Genomic DNA, 21832 nt, shown 5'->3' on the forward strand with positions numbered 1-21832 from the left:
ATTCGGGGTGAATATGAAACTAGCACATCTGGGACATCAGGCGTTGATGGGCGTTATGGCCGTGGCGCTGGTTGCGGGTATGAGCGTGAAAAGTTTTGCCAACGAAGGCCTGCTCAATAAAGTAAAAGAGCGTGGCACGTTGCTGGTGGGACTGGAAGGGACTTACCCGCCGTTCAGCTTTCAGGGCGATGACGGCAAGTTGACTGGTTTTGAAGTGGAATTTGCCCAACAACTGGCAAAACATCTGGGCGTTGATGCCGCATTAAAACCGACCAAATGGGACGGGATGCTGGCGTCACTGGATTCTAAACGCATCGATGTGGTGATTAACCAGGTCACCATTTCTGATGAACGCAAGAAAAAATACGATTTTTCTACCCCTTACACCATTTCCGGTATTCAGGCGCTGGTGAAAAAAGGTAATGAAGGCACAATAAAAACCGCAGACGACCTGAAAGGTAAAAAAGTTGGTGTTGGTTTAGGCACCAACTATGAAGAGTGGCTGCGTCAGAATGTTCAGGGTGTTGATGTGCGCACCTATGATGATGACCCGACCAAGTACCAGGATCTGCGCGTAGGCCGTATTGATGCTATCCTGGTTGACCGTCTGGCGGCGCTGGATTTGGTGAAGAAAACCAATGATACGCTGGCAGTAACTGGCGAAGCCTTCTCCCGCCAGGAGTCAGGTGTCGCGCTGCGTAAAGGTAACGAAGACTTGCTGAAAGCAGTCAACGATGCCATTGCAGAAATGCAAAAAGATGGAACCTTGCAAGCCCTTTCCGAAAAATGGTTTGGTGCTGATGTGACCAAGTAATCAACGTATTGACGGGCCCTGCTATAAGTTGACAGTTTTTTGTCTGTAAAACGCCTGATGAACTTCATCGGGCGTTTTGTATTTTAGTGCCAGGTGTGGCCGCTCATGGTTATAAATAGCCACGGATTTTTTACTATTTTCCAGACCTGCAGGACGCGAGTTTTTCAGGAGCCCGTTTATTCGTTCAGCCAGCGCATTCTGGTCGCAGTCATAACCAACGGTCATTGAGCAGGTTATCCCGTTTCTCTCATGCACTGACTGATAAAGAGCTACCCGGTTCAGAATGTATACTTCATACCCAGCATGGCAGAGGCGTCGCTGTATCCCTCGTCACCGAGTTGTACACCCACATTGCCCCACAGGTTCAGATGGTCATTTATCTGCCCCTCAACACCGGTTTTTACTTCTCCGATATTGCTGGCGCCGTCCTGATGTACCGTCACACCGTTCATGCGAGTGCCAAAATCACGGGTGTTGTGCAGCCAGTTCACCTCAACGAACGGACGGAACTCATGGGATTTGCCGTCATTCATTCTGCTGTGTTCCTTAATCCAGGTTTTCACGCCCAGACGGGTACCGACGTTACCGTCACCGGTGCTTTCAACACGGGTACCATTGCGTTCGCGGTGCTCATCAGCTTTTACGCCCATCCAGATAACCTGAGCCTGAGGCTGGACATACCATTCGTTCAGACTGCCATGGCTGCCGGTAAACTCACCGGCTTTCCAGGCATAACCGGTTTCCAGTGAGGCTGTCAGACCTTTTGATTTCCAGGATTCCCCCGGCAGCCCGTCACCTTTCACATCGTTATCGAACCAACTGTACTGTGCCCAGCTATCCAGATAAGCCCCGCTATGTGTCTCATCATTAGCATACCAGGTGGCATACAGACCTGTGTTGTATCCTTTCACACTGCCTTTTGAACTGTATCCGGTACGTACAGAATCCGTATTGTTATGGTCATTACCGTAACCAGCCATAACTCCCAGATGCCAGCGGTCAGCGCTGTTCCCGCTCCACTGAGCCAGGTCACCACCCAACTGCAGGACGTAACGGTTACCCTGTGTTTTCAGTTGACCTGTACCGTCACGCCAGCGGTTGTGTTCCCCTTCATGGTGCATCCACATGCTGGTTTTTTCCTGCTCACCGGTAATCACATCGGTGTAATGCATTGGCCCCAGGCGTTCATGAAGACGGGTCACGAACAGAGTGTTTGCGGCAGCCATGTTCGCCGTGTAGGAGCCCGCTTCCGGGCGCAGGTCGTTGTCATGACCATCCGGAGCAGGTTCAGGGGCAGGGAGTTGCATTGCTTTCAGAGCGCGCAGCAGGAACGGAGTGTTTTTACCACTGGTCAGATACCAGTTATCACGGTTGCTTCCCCGACCACGTCCCAGCGTGTAGTCATAAGCCCCGGCGGCAATACGCCCGGCCTGAATAAATTCAGCACTGTCAGCATTTCCGTCGACATGAATCAACTCAATACCGTTCAGTGTCTGTGCTCCGGTACCACCTGCATTTATAACAACCACACGGGTCTGACTGGAAGCATTGCCTTTAATAACCAGTTTGTCTGTTGCGGAGTTGTCATTCCCCAGAGCGGTGTTCATGAGCAGTAAGCCATTATTACCGGTATAGTTACCCCCGATCGTCAGTACATTACCCGGAGCATCGGCTCTCAGGTCAAGAGTACCGCTGTTGGTTACGTTCCCGGCGACACCACCAGAGCCGGAGAGTGTCCCCTGCTGAGCGATGGTGACCTGGCTGTTAGCAAGCATGACAGGTGCATCAGCCTTGCCCAGAATCAGTGTGCCGGCAGTGTTAACCGAGCCTGCTCCCAGTCCGTCAGCATTAAGCACCTTTACCATTGCCTTATCTGCGATAGTAATGGTGGCATTCAGGGCGCGGCTGGCACCAGTAATATCGAACACGCCACCGCTGATGTTCAGGGAGCCAGAGCCGATGAGGGTACCTGCAGACAGGCCTCCACCTGTGAGGGTCAGATTACCGCCATTAATGTTCAGTATGGAACCTGCTGCGCTGTTCAGTTTACCTGCGGTCTGGCTGTGACCGTTCATGTCCAGCATGGTGTTGTCTGCCAGACGAATCTCGCTGGTCTGCCCCAGAGCACTGTTGCTGTTCATGCGAACATTGCCGCCGCGGATGTCTGTTACACCCGTGTAAGTGTTTTTGGAAGACAGAATCAGTGTTCCTTCGCCGGCTTTGGTCAGCGTTTTTCCATCCCAGCCATGAGATAACTGAACAGCATTGTTATCTGCAAGTCGCACCTTCAGCTCTAACACCGCGCCTGTCCTCAGATCAAACGTGCCATATCCATTTCCTGAGGGGTCATTCCACTTCAGGGAAGAATTCACCTCTTTTACTGTCTGTCCGTTACCACTAAGTGATGTTAAAACATAGTCTTCAGCACCATCACTCAGTAGATTATTATGCTGATAAATATTATTTTCAGAGAGCCCTGTTATGCCGTCGGAGGTCGTCAACAAGCCGTACTCATTTTGCTTCCATATTGTCATGGCAGTATCAATATTAAGCACTGCACCGTTATTGAACTGAATACTGTTGGCAGTTAAATGACTGGAACCTGTGCTCATATTCAGCGATGAATCTGTGTCAAATACCGAACGTCCGCTAAAGGAAACATCAGCTCCCGAAACGGAAACATGTGTACCTGTACCCGCTCTCAGATTGCCTTTTATTTCAGAGCTGGCGGAGTCTTTATTTGTAATGGACAGAGAATTACCATCAGCATTATTTTCAACATTATTCAAAACAATATCACCTTGAATGGTAGAACCGGCGTAGAGATTCAACGAGTTAGTTCCACCATTCAGAGATATTGCGGTATCACAATCTTGCCCTCTGTTACCATTTATCCCCCCGGGAAATTCACCTTGACCTGAATTTCCGCCACTACCAGGCAATATCCTGCCATGATTATTTATCGTAATATCACTCCCGGATATAGCAGTACCACCATTACCTCCGTTGCCACCATTACCACCGTTACCAGTATTTCCAGCATGAATATATATACCGGGGTGGCCACCGCCACCACCATGACCACCAGTGCCGCCAATAATATTTCCATAATTATTTATTTCCATATTATTCCCAGATATGGCAATCCCCCCGGTGCCACCAATACCACCAGTGCCACCAGCACCAAGGGGCGCTGAACCAGTGTCAGTGTTTTCACCTTTACCTCCTTTACCACCAGTGCCCCCCAGTCCACCAGTTATATCTCCCGTATTATTTATCTTAATATTATTACCATATATAGCAGACCCTCCAATACCACCACTACCACCGGTACTCCCATTAATATTTTGATCGGTAGTAAATTCGACACTACCTTCACCACCGCGAGCACCATCCCCCCCCTGGCCACCTGTAATGTGATTATTATTTGTTATCTCCATATTATTTCCGGATATTGCCGTGCCTCCATTCCCTCCGCTTGCCGGCAGAAGACCCCCATACCGCCCACCAGGCACCACTACTACCTTGCCCGGCAGTGATATTTCCGTTATTGCTTATTTGAAGATTATTGCCAGATATGGCAGTCCCACCAACAGCAGGAGTCCCAGTTAAACCACTGCTCTCATCGCCATAACCACTGGCTCCAGGCATACCGCCATCGCCACCTGTAATGCTTCCGTTGTTCGTAATGGTAAGATCATCTCCGGAAATAGCGGTACCTGCTTCACCTCCATCGCCCCCGCCATTACCATCACCTCCCCAACCACCCTTACCACCGGAAATATCACCAGAATTAACAAGAGTAAAATTATTTCCAGTAATAGCTGTGCCGCCCTGGCCTCCTGCAGATCCCATCTTCGTATTATCATCATCACCAGCACATCCGCCTTCACCGCCACTAATGCGACTACCGCTGTTAATTGTCAGGATATTTTCATCCTGTAATGAACCTGGTACAACATTAACAATGAGAGCATCTTCACCGGCTTCCCCATCATCATTATTATCTGGCCTGTGATGCGAGGCATCAGCACCAATGATATTTTCAGATATTTCTGCAGGGTTTCCTTCAGAAAGAGTGACTTCCATTTTGGCTCCCAAAGCAGGCTGAATGGTCAGAGTGGCAGATATAAGACTGCAAAGTAATGTAGTCTTCATTCCCTCTTGCGTTACGCCGAATGTTTTTCTGTTGTTTATATATACATTAAATCTTTCTTTTTTATTAATTTTGATTTTCACAAAAGCTCCAATTTTTTTGTTTAAGAATGGTGGATTAAATGTTTTGACTGTGTAAATGTCATTGGGAAATAATATGTATTATCTAATCATCATACAAATGATCGATGCGAGCATTATTGCAAATAAACAGAAAAAATCCATCTCAAGCAATCAGGTTGATTTTTTTTGACGAGTAATTTGAAATTGAAATGTTTTCTGGATGTTAGTTTGTTTATTGATTGGCGTAATTTTAGATAGTGACTGTTTCTCTGCTTTTTTTATAAGAAAAGTGCCTGAAAATATCGTCATGGAATATAATATTTTTATCCTAAAAACAGACCTGGATATAAATAATAATTAATGCAGAGATAATGATTACCATATTAATGAACGGGTATGGATAACCATGCTTGATCAACCTAAGATGCCAGGAGAAGTTATCCCCGTAACCAGGGGACATCAGATTTTCTGCTTTATGGACATAAGCAGCCTTTACACCGTTACGTTCCTGATGACCCATCGGACATTCAACAGTATCACGCGACCACAAATCTGATTCTATTAACACACTATCTGCTATCGCCCGGTATCCATGGGTACTACAGTTGCCATATGCTCAACGAAAGACTGAGAAAAACGCTAAACTATGAATCATCCGCAGATCGGTTCAACCAGTGTGTTGCATCCCTCGGTTGAACTCACAGCCAGGAACGTGTCAACGCTACTCTGGGCGGGGCAAAATGACAAAAAAGGGCGCTTTAATCGGCGCATTTTTTATTTATACGTTTCCTGCGTGCATAATAACAAGATCACAACAACACACATCGGAGGCTTTTATGCCACTGCATAATTTAACTCGTTTTCCACGGCTGGAGTTTATCGGCGCACCGACACCGCTCGAATATCTGCCACGTTTTTCTGATTATCTCGGGCGGGACATTTTCATCAAACGGGATGACGTCACCCCGTTGGCAATGGGCGGAAATAAGTTACGCAAACTGGAATTTCTCGCAGCAGACGCCTTGCGCGAAGGTGCCGACACACTGATTACAGCCGGAGCGATTCAGTCTAACCATGTGCGCCAGACAGCCGCAGTGGCCGCAAAACTTGGTCTGCATTGCGTGGCGCTGTTGGAAAATCCCATTGGCACTACCGCAGAAAACTATTTAACCAACGGCAACCGCTTGTTGCTGGATCTGTTCAATACTCAGATTGAAATGTGCGATGCGCTGACCAATCCTGATGCCCAACTGGAAGAGTTAGCGACTCGCGTCGAAGCGCAAGGCTTTCGCCCATACGTCATTCCGGTTGGCGGTTCCAATGCTTTAGGCGCGTTGGGCTATGTGGAGAGTGCGCTGGAAATCGCCCAGCAGTGTGAAGGGGCGGTTAACATATCGTCGGTGGTGGTGGCATCAGGCAGTGCCGGAACTCACGCCGGGCTTGCAGTAGGGCTGGAACAACTGATGCCTGAAACAGAACTGATTGGCGTGACTGTTTCACGTTCTGTTGCTGACCAGTTGCCGAAAGTGGTTAGCCTACAACAGGCGATCGCGAAAGAACTGGAGTTAACTGCATCAGCGGAAATTTTACTCTGGGATGACTATTTTGCGCCTGGCTACGGTGTGCCGAATGACGAAGGCATGGAGGCGGTGAAACTGCTGGCGCGTCTGGAAGGCATTCTGCTTGATCCCGTGTATACCGGAAAAGCGATGGCGGGGCTGATTGATGGTATAGGTCAGAAACGCTTCAAAGATGAAGGACCGATTCTGTTTATTCATACCGGGGGCGCGCCTGCACTGTTCGCCTATCATCCCCACGTTTAGCTCCGGAAACGCTCATGCAAGAAAGCATACAACTGGTTATTGATTCGCTGCCGTTCCTGTTGAAAGGGGCAGGGTATACGCTGCAACTCAGCATTGGCGGCATGTTTTTTGGCTTACTGCTGGGATTTATTCTCGCGCTGATGCGCTTGTCGCCCGTCTGGCCTGTGCGCTGGCTGGCGCGTTTTTATATCTCCATCTTCCGTGGTACGCCACTCATCGCACAGCTGTTTATGATCTACTACGGTTTACCGCAGTTTGGTATTGAATTAGACCCGATTCCGTCAGCGATGATTGGCCTGTCATTGAACACCGCCGCCTATGCAGCCGAAACGCTGCGGGCAGCGATTTCGTCCATTGATAAAGGCCAGTGGGAGGCGGCTGCCAGTATCGGCATGACGCCGTGGCAAACTATGCGTCGTGCTATTTTGCCACAGGCCGCGCGGGTAGCACTGCCGCCGCTGTCGAACAGTTTTATCAGCCTGGTAAAAGATACTTCTCTGGCTGCGACGATTCAGGTGCCAGAGCTGTTCCGTCAGGCGCAGTTGATTACTTCGCGCACACTGGAAGTTTTCACCATGTATCTGGCGGCTTCGCTCATCTACTGGATTATGGCGACGGTGTTATCGACGTTGCAGAACCATTTTGAGAATCAACTTAATCGCCAGGAGAGAGATCCAAAATGAGTGCCATTGACGTTAAAAACCTGGTGAAAAAATTCCACGGTCAGACGGTGCTGCATGGCATAGATCTGGAGGTTAAAACCGGCGAAGTGGTGGCGATTATAGGTCCAAGCGGCTCCGGGAAAACCACGTTGCTACGCAGCATAAATTTGCTGGAACAACCAGAAGCGGGGACGATTACCGTCGGGGATATCACCATTGATACCGCGCGTTCGTTAAGTCAGCAAAAATCCCTGATTCGTCAGTTGCGCCAGCACGTTGGTTTTGTTTTCCAGAACTTTAATTTGTTTCCGCATCGTACGGTGCTGGAAAACATTATTGAAGGGCCGGTGATTGTCAAAGGTGAACCTAAAGAGGAAGCCACGGCGCGCGCACGTGAGTTGTTGGCGAAAGTTGGCCTTGCAGGCAAAGAAACCAGCTATCCACGTCGTTTATCTGGCGGTCAACAGCAGCGAGTTGCGATTGCCCGGGCGCTGGCGATGCGCCCCGAGGTGATTTTGTTTGATGAGCCAACCTCGGCTCTGGACCCAGAGTTGGTGGGCGAAGTCCTGAATACTATCCGCCAGCTGGCACAGGAAAAGCGCACAATGGTGATTGTGACACACGAAATGAGCTTTGCCCGAGATGTTGCTGACCGCGCGATCTTTATGGACCAGGGGCGGATAGTAGAGCAGGGAGCGGCGAAAGCGTTATTTGCCAATCCACAGCAGCCCCGTACCCGCCAGTTTCTCGAGAAGTTTCTACTGCAATAATAAGAAAAAATCAGCCCCGGTGAGTTAGTGACCGGGGCGAACCACTCTTCTGAAGACTCAATAAACGGTCAATAAATCAGCATAACTCATTAATAACATAAGAGAATGCGATGTCTTGCAAAAGTAATTCATTATCTGAATAATATAAATTATATATAAATCTTATTTATGTGATAGCTTGAGTTTTCAGTATAAATGATACTCACTCTCAGGGGCATTGCGGTTTACTATGCAGGATACGGATTTTTTTAGCTGGCGTCGCACAATGCTGTCGCGCTTTCAGAGGATGGAGGCCGCAGAAGAGGTCTACCATGAAATAGAGCTTCAGGCTCAGCAGCTCGAGTACGATTACTATTCGTTATGTGTTCGCCACCCGGTGCCATTCACGCGACCCAAAGTGGCTTTCTACACCAATTACCCTGAGTCGTGGGTTAGTTATTATCAGGCAAAAAACTTTCTCGCTATTGATCCCGTGCTCAACCCTGAAAACTTCAGTCAGGGCCATTTATTGTGGAATGATGACTTATTCAGTGAAGCCCAGCCATTATGGGAGGCTGCGCGTGCACATGGTTTACGCAGGGGAGTTACTCAGTATTTAATGCTACCGAACCGGGCGTTGGGATTTTTGTCATTTTCTCGTAGCAGTACGCGCGAAATACCTGTTCTTAGTGATGAACTGCAATTAAAAATGCAGCTACTGGTGCGCGAAAGTCTGATGGCGCTGATGCGTTTAAATGATCAAATAGTGATGACGCCGGAGATGAATTTCAGTAAGCGGGAAAAGGAAATTTTGAAATGGACAGCGGAAGGTAAGACATCGGCAGAGATTGCGATGATCTTGTCAATCTCCGAGAACACGGTTAATTTTCATCAGAAAAACATGCAGAAAAAAATCAACGCGCCGAATAAGACCCAGGTTGCCTGTTACGCCGCCGCAACTGGCTTAATATGACCTCTATTACATTCTGCGTGCCAGGTGTAAAACCGGCTGAAAGGTGTGCTTTCAGCCGGTTTTATATTACTGACGGTAGGCCTGTTTAATTTGCTTAACCGTTTTGGAAAATACCGCAGCCTGGGTTTCGTCTTCGATCAGCGCAAGCTGTTTTTCCATCTTTAACATCACGCGGCCCGCGTCAGCTTGTCCCATCGCCTGCAGCATCAGCGTCAGCATCGCTTTCAGGCAGGAGACTTCATTTGCCAGTTCTTGATTATTCTCGGCAGTAGAAAAATCAGGCGTACTCATTTATTTTCCTCGTCATGTTGCAATGAAAATTTGCAGTAAAAAATGTTAAGGCGGCGGAGTATACCATAAGCTTTGCTAAAAATAGCAGTGGTTGTTTTTTGGTCACTGAATCATGATTGATATTAAATTAGTTAATATAGTGGTTAATAAATATTTATATCATGAATGTTTTTTGTGCGTATTTATTGAGTTAATTAATGTTACATATTCATGCTGATGATTTTTCATTTGTGCTGAATGAAGTCAATTTTTGTCACATTTCAGTCTAACCGGCAGGTTACAACGCTGCGGAAGCTTTTTGGTGACGGACGTGACCATAACTGCGGACAATCGAATTATCAAAAATGAGAGAAAAATCGAATACCCACCATTTTTAACGTTTCAAAGTTGCAATAAAACCCGCTAATATACGGATGACTAACTATCAGTAGCGTTATCCCTATTTCTGGAGATATTCCTTTGATCAACGTTCTACTTGTTGATGACCACGAACTGGTGCGCGCAGGGATACGACGCATTCTGGAAGATATAAAGGGTATTAAAGTCGTTGGTGAGGCTTCCTGTGGTGAAGATGCCGTTAAGTGGTGCCGGGCAAATTCCGTCGACGTGGTGCTAATGGACATGAGTATGCCTGGCATTGGCGGCCTTGAGGCGACGCGTAAAATCGCCCGTTCAACCGCAGATGTCAAAATCATCATGCTTACGGTTCACACCGAAAACCCTTTACCAGCAAAAGTTATGCAGGCTGGCGCTGCGGGCTATCTAAGCAAAGGTGCGGCCCCGCAGGAGGTGGTGAGCGCGATTCGTTCTGTCTATTCTGGGCAGCGTTATATTGCTTCTGACATTGCGCAACAAATGGCGTTAAGCCAGATCGAACCAGAAAAAACAGAAAGCCCATTTGCCAGTTTGTCTGAACGCGAATTACAGATTATGCTGATGATTACCAAAGGCCAGAAGGTCAATGAGATTTCAGAACAGCTTAATCTCAGCCCGAAAACGGTGAACAGCTATCGCTACCGTATGTTCAGTAAATTAAACATTCATGGCGATGTTGAGCTGACTCACCTGGCTATTCGCCATGGTTTGTGTAATGCGGAGACGTTAACAAGTCAGTGAGTGTTCAGTTTGACGCAAAAGCGTTTTTAAAAACCGTCACCAGCCAGCCGGGCGTATATCGCATGTATGATGCTGGTGGTACGGTTATTTATGTCGGTAAAGCGAAAGACCTGAAAAAACGGCTTTCAAGCTATTTCCGTAGCAATCTCGCTTCGCGCAAAACGGAAGCGTTGGTCGCCCAGATCCAGCAAATCGATGTCACGGTGACTCATACTGAAACCGAAGCATTATTGCTGGAACACAACTACATCAAACTCTATCAGCCGCGTTACAACGTTTTGTTACGCGACGACAAATCTTACCCCTTTATTTTCCTCAGTGGCGATACACATCCACGTCTGGCGATGCATCGCGGTGCGAAGCACGCCAAGGGAGAGTATTTCGGCCCGTTCCCGAATGGTTATGCGGTGCGTGAAACTCTGGCGTTGTTGCAAAAGATTTTTCCCATTCGCCAGTGCGAAAATAGCGTTTATCGCAATCGCTCGCGTCCATGTCTGCAATACCAGATCGGGCGCTGTCTTGGGCCGTGCGTGGCCGGGTTGGTTAGCGAAGAAGAGTATGCCCAGCAGGTTGAATATGTGCGCCTGTTTTTATCGGGTAAAGACGATCAGGTGCTTAAGCAACTGATTAGCCGCATGGAAACAGCCAGCCAGAATCTGGAGTTTGAAGAAGCGGCACGTATTCGCGACCAAATTCAGGCGGTGCGACGCGTCACCGAAAAACAATTTGTCTCTAATACGGGCGACGACCTTGATGTTATTGGCGTGGCGTTCGATGCTGGCATGGCATGTGTCCATGTTTTGTTTATTCGTCAGGGCAAAGTGCTCGGTAGCCGTAGCTATTTCCCGAAGGTGCCGGGCGGTACGGAACTGGGCGAAGTCGTGGAAACCTTTGTTGGTCAGTTCTATTTACAGGGCAGCCAGATGCGCACTCTCCCGGGAGAGATCCTGCTCGATTTTAATCTTAGCGATAAAACGCTGCTCGCCGATTCATTATCAGAACTGGCGGGGCGCAAGATTAACATTCAGACCAAACCGCGTGGCGACAGGGCGCGTTACCTGAAACTGGCGCGGACGAATGCAGCAACAGCGTTAACCACCAAACTTTCGCAGCAATCAACCGTTCATCAGCGACTGACAGCGCTTGCCAGCGTGTTGAAATTGCCGGAAGTGAAACGGATGGAATGTTTCGATATCAGCCATACGATGGGCGAACAAACCGTTGCCTCGTGCGTGGTGTTTGATGCTAATGGCCCACTGCGTGCGGAGTATCGGCGCTATAACATCAATGGCATTACGCCGGGCGATGATTATGCGGCGATGAATCAGGTGCTGCGTCGGCGTTATGGTAAAGCCATCGATGACAGTAAGATTCCGGACGTGATCCTGATTGATGGTGGCAAAGGACAACTTGCGCAGGCGAAAAATGTCTTCGCCGAGCTGGACGTCCCTTGGGATAAAAACCATCCGTTGTTACTTGGCGTTGCCAAAGGGGCCGACCGTAAGGCTGGGCTGGAAACATTGTTCTTCGAGCCTGAAGGAGAGGGCTTTAGCTTACCGCCAGATTCGCCTGCGTTACACGTCATCCAGCATATTCGCGATGAATCACACGATCATGCGATTGGCGGACATCGCAAAAAACGGGCGAAGGTCAAAAATACCAGCACCCTGGAAACCATTGAAGGCGTCGGGCCAAAACGTCGACAAATGTTGTTGAAATATATGGGCGGTTTGCAAGGTTTACGTAACGCCAGCGTCGAAGAAATTGCAAAAGTGCCGGGTATTTCGCAAGGTCTGGCAGAAAAGATCTTCTGGTCGTTGAAACATTGATGTCTCTGTAGCAACATAGGGGTAATCTTACTGACAACAGATAGTTACCCGTCATTATGCAATTTAATATCCCTACGTTGCTCACACTGTTCCGTGTCATCCTTATCCCATTCTTTGTATTGGTTTTTTATCTACCTGTTACCTGGTCGCCGTTTGCTGCCGCGCTCATTTTCTGCGTCGCGGCGGTGACTGACTGGTTCGATGGTTTTCTGGCGCGTCGCTGGAACCAGAGTACTCGTTTTGGTGCCTTCCTTGATCCAGTAGCAGACAAAGTGCTTGTCGCCATCGCCATGGTGCTGGTAACCGAGCATTATCATAGCTGGTGGGTGACCTTACCGGCGGCAACGATGATTGCCCGTGAAATTATCATTTCTGCTCTGCGTGAATGGATGGCTGAACTCGGTAAACGTAGCAGTGTGGCCGTATCCTGGATTGGTAAAGTCAAAACGACTGCCCAGATGGTCGCGCTGGCCTGGTTGCTGTGGCGCCCGAATATTTGGGTTGAGTACGCCGGTATTGCTCTTTTCTTTGTGGCTGCGGTGCTGACACTCTGGTCAATGTTGCAATATTTGAGCGCTGCTCGCGCAGATTTGCTTGATCAGTGATCGTTTCGACGCAAATTTCAGCAAACGATCAAAAGTGGTGAAAAATATCGTTGACTCAACGCGTCAGGTAAGTAGAATGCAACGCATCGAACGGCGGCACTGATTGCCAGACGATAATAAAATCAAGTGATTAGCTGATTGCTTGATGATTGCGGGAATAGCTCAGTTGGTAGAGCACGACCTTGCCAAGGTCGGGGTCGCGAGTTCGAGTCTCGTTTCCCGCTCCAGTTTAAAAGGCATCGGCATTAAGCGGGTGTCTGGCTGAAAAGCCTAAAGAATTTGGCGCGTTAACAAAGCGGTTATGTAGCGGATTGCAAATCCGTCTAGTCCGGTTCGACTCCGGAACGCGCCTCCAATTTTTCCCGAGCCCGGATGGTGGAATCGGTAGACACAAGGGATTTAAAATCCCTCGGCGTTCGCGCTGTGCGGGTTCAAGTCCCGCTCCGGGTACCATGGGAAAGATAAGAATAATCAAAGCAATAAGCAGTGTCGTGAAACCACCTTCGGGTGGTTTTTTTGTATGTGCAACTTGTCGTTACACCCTCTCTGATTTTTAACCTCCGGGTAATCCACTCGAAAAGTATCTCTATGCCAGACCGACATGTAAGATAGGCGCTGGCGAGTCGAGATCCACAAGGAAAAGCGTATGAAAACTGGACCGTTAAACGAAAGTGAGTTGGAATGGCTGGATGATATCTTGACCAAATACAACACAGACCACGCCATCCTTGATGTGGCAGAGCTGGACGGTTTGTTGACGGCGGTGTTGAGTTCTCCGCAAGAAATTGAACCCGAACAGTGGCTGGTTGCTGTGTGGGGTGGGGCGGATTATGTGCCGCGCTGGGCGTCAGAGAAAGAGATGACGCGCTTTATGAACCTGGCGTTTCAACATATGGCCGATACTGCAGAGCGCCTCAACGAGTTTCCTGAACAGTTTGAACCGTTATTTGGTCTGCGAGAAGTTGACGGTAGGGAGCTGACGATTGTCGAAGAGTGGTGCTTTGGCTATATGCGTGGCGTTGCGCTTTCTGACTGGTCAGCATTGCCTGACTCATTAAAACCGGCGCTTGAAGCGATTGCGCTGCACGGTACTGAGGAAAACTTCGAGCGGGTAGAGAAGATGTCGCCAGAAGCGTTTGAAGAAAGCGTGGATGCCATTCGACTGGCGGCGCTTGATTTGCATGCTTACTGGATGACGCATCCTCAGGAAAAAGCTGTTCAGCAACCGATTAAAGCTGAAGAAAAACCTGGTCGTAACGACCCTTGCCCATGTGGTAGTGGCAAGAAATATAAGCAGTGCTGCCTGCATTAAGAGGCTATATTGGGTGTCAGAATTAACTCTGGCACCCATGTTTTAAGGATGCGGACAAAAATCTGGACTATGCCCATATACACGGCAAAGCATTCATCCCACTTCTGGCAACAATCCTGCCGCAATCAAAAATTGCACGCCAATCACGCCAATGCCACAGATAAACACCAACACCAGTGCGGGACGTCCACCTTTCACCCGATAACTTGCTTGTGGATTATGCTTCCTGCTCTGCCAGGTCAGCAATGAAGGAATTATCAACGCCAGTACTGCCAGCGCCACGCCAGCATACCCGAGCGCCATTACAAAACCACGTGGATAAAACAGCGCGAACGCCAGTGGCGGCAGAAAGGTAATTGCGCCGGTTTGCAGTCTTCCACCAACGGTATTGGAACGCTGAAACAAATCCGCCAGATAATCAAATAAGCCTAACGCTACGCCCAGAAAAGATGTGGCGAGGGCTAAATCAGCGAATAAATGCACTGCCAACTCGACATGCGGCGAGGCCACCACTTCGCGTAATGCCTGTAACAGCCCATTTAATCCAGCATGATTCGCCAGCAGTCCCATAAAGGTTGTTGAATCAATGCTGCCCAGTGTCGCCAGTTGCCAGAAAATATATGCCACCAGAGGGATCGCGCTACCGGTAATAAACACCCAGCGCAATTTACGAATGTTGCCATCCATATAGCTGACGATGCTCGGTACGCTACCGTGAAAACCAAACGAGGTAAAAATCACCGGAATTGCAGACAATGCCAGACCCTGTTGCAGTGGCAGCGTTAGCAGATTGATTTTATGAATATGTGGTAGCAACAATACCAACATTAGCACCAGGAAAATAATCTTGGCGCTGAACAAAAAACGGTTAAACAAATCGACCAGCGACGTCCCAACACAAACCACACCACCGGCAACAAAAGTAAACAACAGCACACCAGCGGTTGTGGTCATTGAAATGCCTGTCCAGTCGCGGATGCTGGAGGCCAGCAATTCGCCGGCACCGCTGATATATGCTGCGGTCAGGGCATACATTAAAAACATCATACTGAAGCCGGTCAGCCACTGACCGTAGCGGCCCAGATAGCGTTTTGCCAGCGTGCCTAAGCCGGTATCTGCAGGGACATGCTGATACACCTCCAGCAGTAACAGCGCGGTGTAACACATCAAGGCCCACAGGCCAATTAACAATGTCAGAGTGACGGTAAAACCGACGCCAGCCGCTGCCAGCGGCATTGCCAGCATACCTGCGCCAATTGTGGTTCCCGCCACGATAAAAACACTTCCCAGAGTTCTGTTTTTCACGCTTTCTTCTGTCCTGACGATCTTTATGAGTGATATCTGCGGCGCAGGTTAAGGCATTATCTATACTTCGTCAAATCGACGTTACATCTAGTGTAAATAAAAATGTACAATAAATGCATTCAGAACTGAGCTGGCGCAAAGCCATAAGGCGCGGGGATCGTTACGCTATGCTTTTCTTGAGGAGGAACGATGGAATCGATTCACGGTCATGAAGTGTTAAATATGATGATTGAATCAGGTGAGCAATATACGCACGCCAGCCTGGAAGCGGCGATCAAAGCGCGTTTTGGTGATCAGACACGTTTTCATACTTGCTCGGCTGAAGGGATGACTGCGGGAGAGTTGGTGGCTTTTTTGGCGGAAAAAGGCAAATTTATTCCCTGCGAAGAGGGGTTCTCAACCGATAAAAGTAAGATTTGTCGTCACTGATCTGAAACGGCGGCAGAAAATCTGCCGCCAGAGAAGATTAGTTTTGTGCGTCTAGGGTAGAGAGTTCTTTATCGATGAAATAAAGTCCTTCGCCGCTTTTCCCCGCCAGGCTCAATTTATCAATAATAGATTTGAACAATTTCTCTTCTTCGTGTTGTTCAGATACATACCATTGCAGGAAATTGAACGTTGGGTAGTCCTGATTAGTCATGGCAGCGTGAGCGAGTTCGTTAATTTTTTGCGTAATTAATTGTTCGTGTTTATAGGTTTCCTGGAATAATTCATCAAGTGAAGAATATTCAGCAAACGGTGATTCAACGGTATTAATTCGCGGTAAATTTCCGGTATCGGTCAGGTAATCAAACAGACGCTGCATATGCGTCATCTCTTCCTGGGCGTGGCGACGCAGAAACGCGGCAGCACCTTCGAAGGTGTGATAGCTGCACCATGCGCTCATTTGCTGATAAAGCAGTGAAGAGTAGAGTTCCAGGTTCATCTGCTCATTAAGTTTTTCAATCATTTCTGGTTTCAGCATGATAGTGCTCCACAAAGGTTATATTTGTTGCTGTGGCGCCACTATAATTTGTTATTTTATTATTTGCAAAAGGTAAAATATTAAATTCAATTATTAAAAATGCGAATGTGAATAAAACGCATTAACGCCATTTGTGATGTTAATTAACCAGCGAAGCCTCCCTCGCTGATTAAAATCTTTATTGATAAGCCGAGGGTGTTAAGTATCGGCACTGATACGACAGTGTAAATTGCGTATTCAGACATAATGATCCTGCAAACAAACTACAGTTACTTACAGGTTGCCCAAACGCAAAGGCGCGGGTAAATCCAACCTGCTGACATGCGCGGTTCGCGATTCCCTGATCGAGATAGTTGTCAGTGCAGGCGTGTTGTAAAAAAGCCTGATTGTAAACGAGGCGGACAATGCCACTCGTGGCGTCAACATCGCTCAGGTGAGCCTGACGAGTTACGGTACAGCCCGCTACTGTTAAAAGTGAAAAAACAATTATCAGATGTTTCATGTCACAGCCTGAAGAGGGAGAAGAAACAGGTATTGTACTTGTGGACACAGCCAGGTTATGGACAGAAAAGACGACGGATTAGCGCTATTCCTTGCTTTCTTCAGAACGCACACATCTTGTGGTTATCATTTATGTAACATTAAAGGGGTATTTATGTGATTTGTATCACATAAAGATTGATTTTTGTGATGGATGTCATATTATAAGTAGCAAGAACAATAACATTTGCATAACAAATAATCGGAGTGGCGCGATGAAACTGCGTAAGATCCTGAAAAGCATGTTCAATAATTATTGCAAGACGTTCAAAGACGTACCGCCTGGCAATATGTTCAGATAACAAAAAAACCTGCTCCGGCAGGTTTTTTTGTACCCTGATGCGGGCTGATGTGACTATCGTTGAGGAAGGGAAGCCGCTACTATAACGGCTTTTAAAATGCTATCAGGAGTTTAGGATGTCCCAGCCGCTGAATGCCGATCAGGAACTGGTTTCTGATGTTGTTGCTTGCCAGTTGGTGATCAAACAAATTCTCGACGTGCTCGATGTGATCGCGCCTGTTGAGGTACGTGAAAAAATGTCCAGCCAGCTGAAGAATATTGATTTTACTCACCATCCGGCTGCTGCTGACCCAGTCACTATGCGCGCTATTCAAAAAGCCATCGCGTTGATTGAGCTAAAGTTCACCCCACAAAACGAATCCCATTAAAAAAACCGCTGCCTCAGTAATGTGAGGCAGCGGTTTTCACCACTTTTTTGTATTCGGCGCATCTTTTTATGCGCCGATTTTATTAATGTATCTGATGCGACACGACATTCAGAACATGCTGGTCGGTCTGGACAGGGCACATACCGGCCAGTTTCGCACTGCGTACTTCATCAAGAATGGTTTGCAGTAAGAGGCCATCGTGCTGCTGTTCTTTTTCCAGATCGCGCAGAAAATCGACAGTAGAATCATCATTCAATTCTTTAGCTTCATTTGCTAATTGCGCCAGCGTGCTTGAACGCTGCTCATATTCTTCCAACGTTTTTTGGAAGAGTTCTTCCAGAGAGTTCAGTTTTTCTCCAGGTACATCAATGGCTTTAACGATGGGCGTCGCTCCGACACTTTTCATGAAGTTAAACATGCGCATCATTTGAGTCACGTTACTTTGTGCCTGGGAGCGAAGAAAAGTCGCGGTGCCATTCAGACTTTGTTCAGAACACCAGTTGCTCAGGTGAAGGTAGAGATTGGATGCATAAAACTCGCGGTTCATTTGAGTGTTGAGTTTGAGAAGCATTCCAGTGGTTGCCATACCTAATATCCTTATATCCAGAAGACGAGAGGTGCAAGATAAATCAAAACACCGTAATTACTGTTTGCAGAATAATTCCTTTCTGCGGGTCCGAAATGTGATCCTGGAGTCAATTCTGACGATGATCTGAAATAAGCATAACGTCTGAAGCATTATAAGAAAATCCTTAAATCACCAAGTTTATATTTTTTTACATTTCATTGATTAGGGTTATTGATTTGCAATAACTCTCAATGTTGTGAATTTCTGGATGTTATTGATATTAAATGAATTTATCAATTTCATGATGCTGTTCTTATATTTTCAGTTATTTTTTCAGTTTTGCGATGATGCTCGCATTATGGATTTATCCTTCATTAATGAAGGTGGTGATAATTAACAGCGAAAGGAATTTTGTCTGGAGTTTTTATTCTTCTTACATCATTCACCATTCAGCTGTAATGAGCAGCTTCTTGCCCGAGCAAATTAGATTAAAAAGAAGACACGCCAGAGCTATCAAATGATGCCACAAGGATTTCCAGGCTAATCTTATGGACTAATCTGCTAAGTCATTTCTCATTTGTCATACAATTGACGTCTTCCGTATGTCTTTTATTGCTAAATTCATGCACGTTCTCACTGTAATTCTGCGGTGTGATATTGCTCTCCTATGGAGAATTAATTTCTCGCTAAAACTATGCCAACACAGTCACTTATCTTTTCGCCAAAGGTAATGCTTTGTTTTCCGATTGAATTAACAAAAGTTCTTAGGTTTTGCCCTACACAAAATGATGCTAAAGCTGGAGATAACCATGCACAAATTTACTAAAGCTCTTGCAGCCATCGGTCTGGCTGCCGTTATGTCACAATCCGCTATGGCGGAAAATTTGAAACTCGGTTTCCTGGTGAAGCAACCAGAAGAACCGTGGTTTCAGACTGAATGGAAGTTTGCCGATAAAGCCGGGAAAGATTTAGGCTTTGAAGTTATTAAGATAGCCGTACCTGATGGCGAAAAAACACTGAACGCTATTGATAGCCTGGCAGCCAGTGGCGCGAAAGGTTTTGTTATCTGTACTCCGGACCCGAAATTGGGTGCAGCCATCGTGGCGAAAGCGCGTGGCTACGATATGAAAGTTATTGCCGTGGATGATCAGTTTGTTAATGCCAAAGGTAAGCCGGTTGATACCGTTCCATTGGTGATGATGGCGGCGACGAAAATTGGCGAACGTCAGGGCCAGGAACTGTATAAAGAGATGCAGAAACGTGGCTGGGATGTGAAAGAAAGCGCCGTAATGGCGATTACTGCCAACGAACTGGATACCGCCCGTCGTCGTACCACCGGTTCTATGGATGCGCTGAAAGCCGCCGGATTCCCGGAAAAACAAATTTATCAAGTTCCTACCAAATCTAACGATATTCCGGGGGCGTTTGACGCCGCCAACTCAATGTTGGTTCAGCATCCTGAAGTTAAACACTGGTTGATCGTCGGTATGAACGACAGCACCGTGCTGGGTGGCGTTCGCGCGACGGAAGGTCAGGGCTTTAAAGCCGCAGATATTATCGGTATCGGTATTAACGGTGTGGATGCGGTGAGTGAACTGTCAAAGGCACAGGCTACGGGTTTCTATGGTTCACTGCTGCCAAGCCCGGACGTTCATGGCTATAAATCCAGCGAAATGCTTTACAACTGGGTAGCAAAAGACGTTGAACCGCCAAAATTCACTGAAGTTACCGACGTGGTGCTGATCACGCGTGACAACTTTAAAGAAGAACTGGAGAAAAAAGGTTTAGGCGGTAAGTAATCTGCCGGAAAAATTCCCCTCTGCGTTATGCAGAGGGGGTGTAAAACGACCAGTGATTCACGGAGACGTTATGCAACAGTCTACCCCGTATCTCTCATTTCGCGGCATTGGTAAAACCTTTCCAGGCGTCAAGGCGCTTACGGATATCAGTTTTGACTGTTATGCCGGTCAGGTTCATGCATTGATGGGTGAAAATGGCGCCGGAAAATCAACACTTTTAAAAATCCTTAGTGGAAACTATGCGCCAACCACGGGTTCTGTAGTGATTAATGGGCAGGAAATGTCCTTTTCCGATACAACCGCAGCACTGAATGCGGGTGTCGCGATTATTTACCAGGAACTGCATCTCGTGCCGGAAATGACCGTCGCGGAAAACATCTATCTCGGCCAGCTTCCTCATAAAGGCGGCATCGTGAATCGTTCACTGCTGAATTATGAAGCTGGGATACAGCTCAAACATCTGGGTATGGATATTGACCCGGATACGCCGCTGAAATATCTCTCCATTGGGCAATGGCAGATGGTTGAAATTGCCAAGGCTTTGGCACGTAACGCCAAAATTATCGCTTTTGATGAACCAACCAGCTCCTTATCCGCGCGTGAAATAGACAATCTGTTTCGCGTCATTCGTGAACTGCGAAAAGAGGGACGGGTGATCTTATACGTTTCTCACCGTATGGAAGAAATTTTTGCGCTCAGCGATGCCATCACTGTCTTTAAAGATGGTCGTTACGTCAAAACCTTTACCGACATGCAGCAGGTAGATCATGACTCGCTGGTACAGGCAATGGTTGGTCGCGACATCGGCGATATCTACGGCTGGCAACCGCGCAGCTACGGCGAGGAGCGGTTGCGTCTGGATGCGGTAAAGGCACCAGGCGTGCGTACGCCAATAAGCCTGGCTGTTCGCAGTGGCGAAATCGTCGGTCTGTTTGGTCTGGTGGGGGCAGGGCGCAGCGAATTAATGAAAGGCATGTTTGGCGGTACGCAAATTACCGCTGGTCAGGTTTATATCGACCAACAGCCGATCGATATCCGTAAACCGGGCCACGCCATTGCCGCGGGCATGATGCTCTGCCCGGAAGATCGCAAAGCGGAGGGCATTATTCCAGTGCATTCGGTGCGCGACAATATCAACATCAGCGCTCGTCGCAAACATGTGCACGGCGGTTGTGTGATCAACAACGGCTGGGAAGCCAATAATGCCGATCACCACATTCGTTCTCTCAACATCAAAACGCCAGGTGCAGAGCAATTGATCATGAATCTTTCCGGGGGTAATCAGCAAAAAGCCATTTTGGGGCGCTGGTTATCCGAAGAGATGAAAGTCATTTTGCTTGATGAACCTACGCGCGGCATCGATGTGGGGGCTAAACATGAAATTTATAACGTGATTTATGCGCTGGCCGCGCAGGGCGTGGCGGTACTGTTTGCCTCCAGTGACCTGCCCGAAGTCCTTGGTGTCGCCGACCGCATCGTAGTTATGCGGGAAGGTGAAATCGCCGGTGAATTACTACACGAGCAGGCAGATGAGCGTCAGGCACTAAGCCTTGCTATGCCTAAAGTCAGTCAGGCAGTTGCCTGAGTAAGGAGAA

The 21832-nt window shown here is 47.8% G+C and carries 23 protein-coding genes, 3 tRNA genes and 2 pseudogenes; 18 read left to right on the forward strand and 10 right to left on the reverse strand.

Annotated elements, in window-relative coordinates:
• Positions 1–13 precede the first annotated feature (13 nt).
• Positions 14–814, forward strand: coding sequence for a cystine ABC transporter substrate-binding protein (gene tcyJ, locus AACU94_RS06825; RefSeq protein ID WP_130218652.1), 801 nt, complete (start codon positions 14–16; stop codon positions 812–814).
• A 21-nt stretch (positions 815–835) separates the two neighbouring features.
• Here the strand turns inward: tcyJ and AACU94_RS06830 are convergent.
• Both AACU94_RS06830 and AACU94_RS06835 read right to left on the reverse strand, forming a co-directional pair.
• Positions 836–1081: pseudogene (locus AACU94_RS06830) on the reverse strand (integrase core domain-containing protein); the annotation flags it as partial.
• A gap of 11 nt (positions 1082–1092) precedes the next feature.
• A complete protein-coding gene (locus AACU94_RS06835) occupies positions 1093–3603 on the reverse strand; it encodes an autotransporter outer membrane beta-barrel domain-containing protein (RefSeq protein ID WP_240726441.1) in 2511 nt (836 codons plus the stop codon).
• 162 nt (positions 3604–3765) lie between these two features.
• Between AACU94_RS06835 and AACU94_RS06840 the strand changes: the two genes are divergently transcribed.
• Complete coding sequence (locus tag AACU94_RS06840; protein WP_276606034.1) at positions 3766–4011, forward strand: hypothetical protein; 246 nt, start codon at positions 3766–3768, stop codon at positions 4009–4011.
• Positions 4012–4255: 244 nt separating this feature from the next.
• Here AACU94_RS06840 and AACU94_RS06845 read toward each other — a convergent pair whose 3' ends face one another.
• Together AACU94_RS06845 and AACU94_RS06850 are read right to left on the reverse strand one after the other, a co-directional pair.
• Complete coding sequence (locus AACU94_RS06845; protein ID WP_240726442.1) at positions 4256–5053, reverse strand: hypothetical protein; 798 nt, start codon at positions 5051–5053, stop codon at positions 4256–4258.
• Between the two features lie 439 nt (positions 5054–5492).
• Positions 5493–5627, reverse strand: a pseudogene (locus tag AACU94_RS06850) (integrase); the annotation flags it as partial.
• A gap of 241 nt (positions 5628–5868) precedes the next feature.
• On the opposite strand from AACU94_RS06850, the gene dcyD reads away from it, so the two are divergent.
• From dcyD to sdiA, 4 genes are all read left to right on the forward strand, one after another.
• Positions 5869–6855 carry a D-cysteine desulfhydrase gene (gene dcyD, locus AACU94_RS06855; protein ID WP_135489160.1) on the forward strand — a complete coding sequence of 329 codons (987 nt, stop codon included), beginning with the start codon at positions 5869–5871 and terminating at the stop codon, positions 6853–6855.
• Positions 6856–6869: 14 nt separating this feature from the next.
• Entirely contained in the window at positions 6870–7538 is a 669-nt protein-coding gene (gene tcyL / locus AACU94_RS06860; RefSeq protein WP_130223595.1) for a cystine ABC transporter permease, read from the forward strand.
• Positions 7535–8287, forward strand: a complete 753-nt coding sequence (gene tcyN / locus AACU94_RS06865) for an L-cystine ABC transporter ATP-binding protein TcyN (RefSeq protein WP_135489161.1) — start codon at positions 7535–7537, stop codon at positions 8285–8287. The genes tcyL and tcyN overlap by 4 nt, the downstream gene beginning before the upstream one ends.
• Before the next feature lie 229 nt (positions 8288–8516).
• On the forward strand, positions 8517–9239 hold the full coding sequence (gene sdiA / locus AACU94_RS06870; protein ID WP_130208555.1) for a transcriptional regulator SdiA: 723 nt from the start codon (positions 8517–8519) through the stop codon (positions 9237–9239).
• Positions 9240–9305: 66 nt separating this feature from the next.
• On the opposite strand, the gene yecF is transcribed toward sdiA, so the two are convergent.
• Positions 9306–9530, reverse strand: a complete 225-nt coding sequence (gene yecF / locus AACU94_RS06875) for a DUF2594 family protein YecF (RefSeq protein WP_000106474.1) — start codon at positions 9528–9530, stop codon at positions 9306–9308.
• Positions 9517–9651: a hypothetical protein gene (locus tag AACU94_RS06880; RefSeq protein ID WP_240726444.1), complete on the reverse strand. Its 135-nt coding sequence runs from the start codon at positions 9649–9651 to the stop codon at positions 9517–9519. The genes yecF and AACU94_RS06880 overlap by 14 nt, the downstream gene beginning before the upstream one ends.
• 338 nt (positions 9652–9989) lie before the next feature.
• Between AACU94_RS06880 and uvrY the strand changes: the two genes are divergently transcribed.
• From uvrY to yecA, 7 genes are all read left to right on the forward strand, one after another.
• Complete coding sequence (gene uvrY / locus AACU94_RS06885; protein WP_064529316.1) at positions 9990–10646, forward strand: UvrY/SirA/GacA family response regulator transcription factor; 657 nt, start codon at positions 9990–9992, stop codon at positions 10644–10646.
• Positions 10643–12475 carry an excinuclease ABC subunit UvrC gene (gene uvrC, locus AACU94_RS06890; protein ID WP_130208553.1) on the forward strand — a complete coding sequence of 611 codons (1833 nt, stop codon included), beginning with the start codon at positions 10643–10645 and terminating at the stop codon, positions 12473–12475. Before uvrY ends, uvrC begins: the two co-directional genes overlap by 4 nt.
• 56 nt (positions 12476–12531) lie before the next feature.
• A complete protein-coding gene (pgsA, locus tag AACU94_RS06895) occupies positions 12532–13080 on the forward strand; it encodes a CDP-diacylglycerol--glycerol-3-phosphate 3-phosphatidyltransferase (protein ID WP_001160187.1) in 549 nt (182 codons plus the stop codon).
• 151 nt (positions 13081–13231) lie between these two features.
• A tRNA-Gly gene (locus AACU94_RS06900) sits at positions 13232–13307 on the forward strand.
• 54 nt (positions 13308–13361) lie between these two features.
• Positions 13362–13435: transfer RNA gene (locus tag AACU94_RS06905), tRNA-Cys, on the forward strand.
• 11 nt (positions 13436–13446) lie between these two features.
• Positions 13447–13533: transfer RNA gene (locus tag AACU94_RS06910), tRNA-Leu, on the forward strand.
• Between the two features lie 193 nt (positions 13534–13726).
• A complete protein-coding gene (gene yecA, locus AACU94_RS06915; RefSeq protein WP_130218660.1) occupies positions 13727–14392 on the forward strand; it encodes a UPF0149 family protein YecA in 666 nt (221 codons plus the stop codon).
• 93 nt (positions 14393–14485) lie between these two features.
• Here the strand turns inward: yecA and tyrP are convergent, their stop codons facing one another.
• Complete coding sequence (gene tyrP, locus AACU94_RS06920; RefSeq protein ID WP_135489162.1) at positions 14486–15697, reverse strand: tyrosine transporter TyrP; 1212 nt, start codon at positions 15695–15697, stop codon at positions 14486–14488.
• A gap of 189 nt (positions 15698–15886) precedes the next feature.
• Here tyrP and AACU94_RS06925 point away from each other — a divergent pair, with 189 nt between their 5' ends.
• Positions 15887–16126, forward strand: a complete 240-nt coding sequence (locus AACU94_RS06925; protein ID WP_130208547.1) for a YecH family metal-binding protein — start codon at positions 15887–15889, stop codon at positions 16124–16126.
• Between the two features lie 37 nt (positions 16127–16163).
• Here AACU94_RS06925 and ftnA read toward each other — a convergent pair whose 3' ends face one another.
• Positions 16164–16661, reverse strand: a complete 498-nt coding sequence (ftnA, locus tag AACU94_RS06930) for a non-heme ferritin (RefSeq protein WP_000917207.1) — start codon at positions 16659–16661, stop codon at positions 16164–16166.
• 178 nt (positions 16662–16839) lie between these two features.
• Positions 16840–17163 carry a YecR family lipoprotein gene (gene yecR / locus AACU94_RS06935; protein ID WP_135489163.1) on the reverse strand — a complete coding sequence of 108 codons (324 nt, stop codon included), beginning with the start codon at positions 17161–17163 and terminating at the stop codon, positions 16840–16842.
• A 253-nt stretch (positions 17164–17416) separates the two neighbouring features.
• Between yecR and azuC the strand changes: the two genes are divergently transcribed.
• Positions 17417–17503, forward strand: a complete 87-nt coding sequence (gene azuC, locus AACU94_RS06940; protein ID WP_010723106.1) for a stress response protein AzuC — start codon at positions 17417–17419, stop codon at positions 17501–17503.
• A gap of 115 nt (positions 17504–17618) precedes the next feature.
• Positions 17619–17870: a DUF2766 family protein YecJ gene (gene yecJ / locus AACU94_RS06945; protein WP_064529310.1), complete on the forward strand. Its 252-nt coding sequence runs from the start codon at positions 17619–17621 to the stop codon at positions 17868–17870.
• 82 nt (positions 17871–17952) lie between these two features.
• On the opposite strand, the gene AACU94_RS06950 is transcribed toward yecJ, so the two are convergent.
• Complete coding sequence (locus AACU94_RS06950; RefSeq protein ID WP_130208543.1) at positions 17953–18456, reverse strand: non-heme ferritin-like protein; 504 nt, start codon at positions 18454–18456, stop codon at positions 17953–17955.
• A 791-nt stretch (positions 18457–19247) separates the two neighbouring features.
• On the opposite strand from AACU94_RS06950, the gene araF reads away from it, so the two are divergent.
• Positions 19248–20237: an arabinose ABC transporter substrate-binding protein AraF gene (gene araF, locus AACU94_RS06955; RefSeq protein WP_130208541.1), complete on the forward strand. Its 990-nt coding sequence runs from the start codon at positions 19248–19250 to the stop codon at positions 20235–20237.
• Between the two features lie 70 nt (positions 20238–20307).
• A complete protein-coding gene (araG, locus tag AACU94_RS06960) occupies positions 20308–21822 on the forward strand; it encodes an arabinose ABC transporter ATP-binding protein AraG (protein ID WP_130218664.1) in 1515 nt (504 codons plus the stop codon).
• Positions 21823–21832: the final 10 nt, after the last annotated feature.

The organism is Escherichia sp. E4702, from assembly GCF_963883545.1.
GTDB lineage: Bacteria > Pseudomonadota > Gammaproteobacteria > Enterobacterales > Enterobacteriaceae > Escherichia.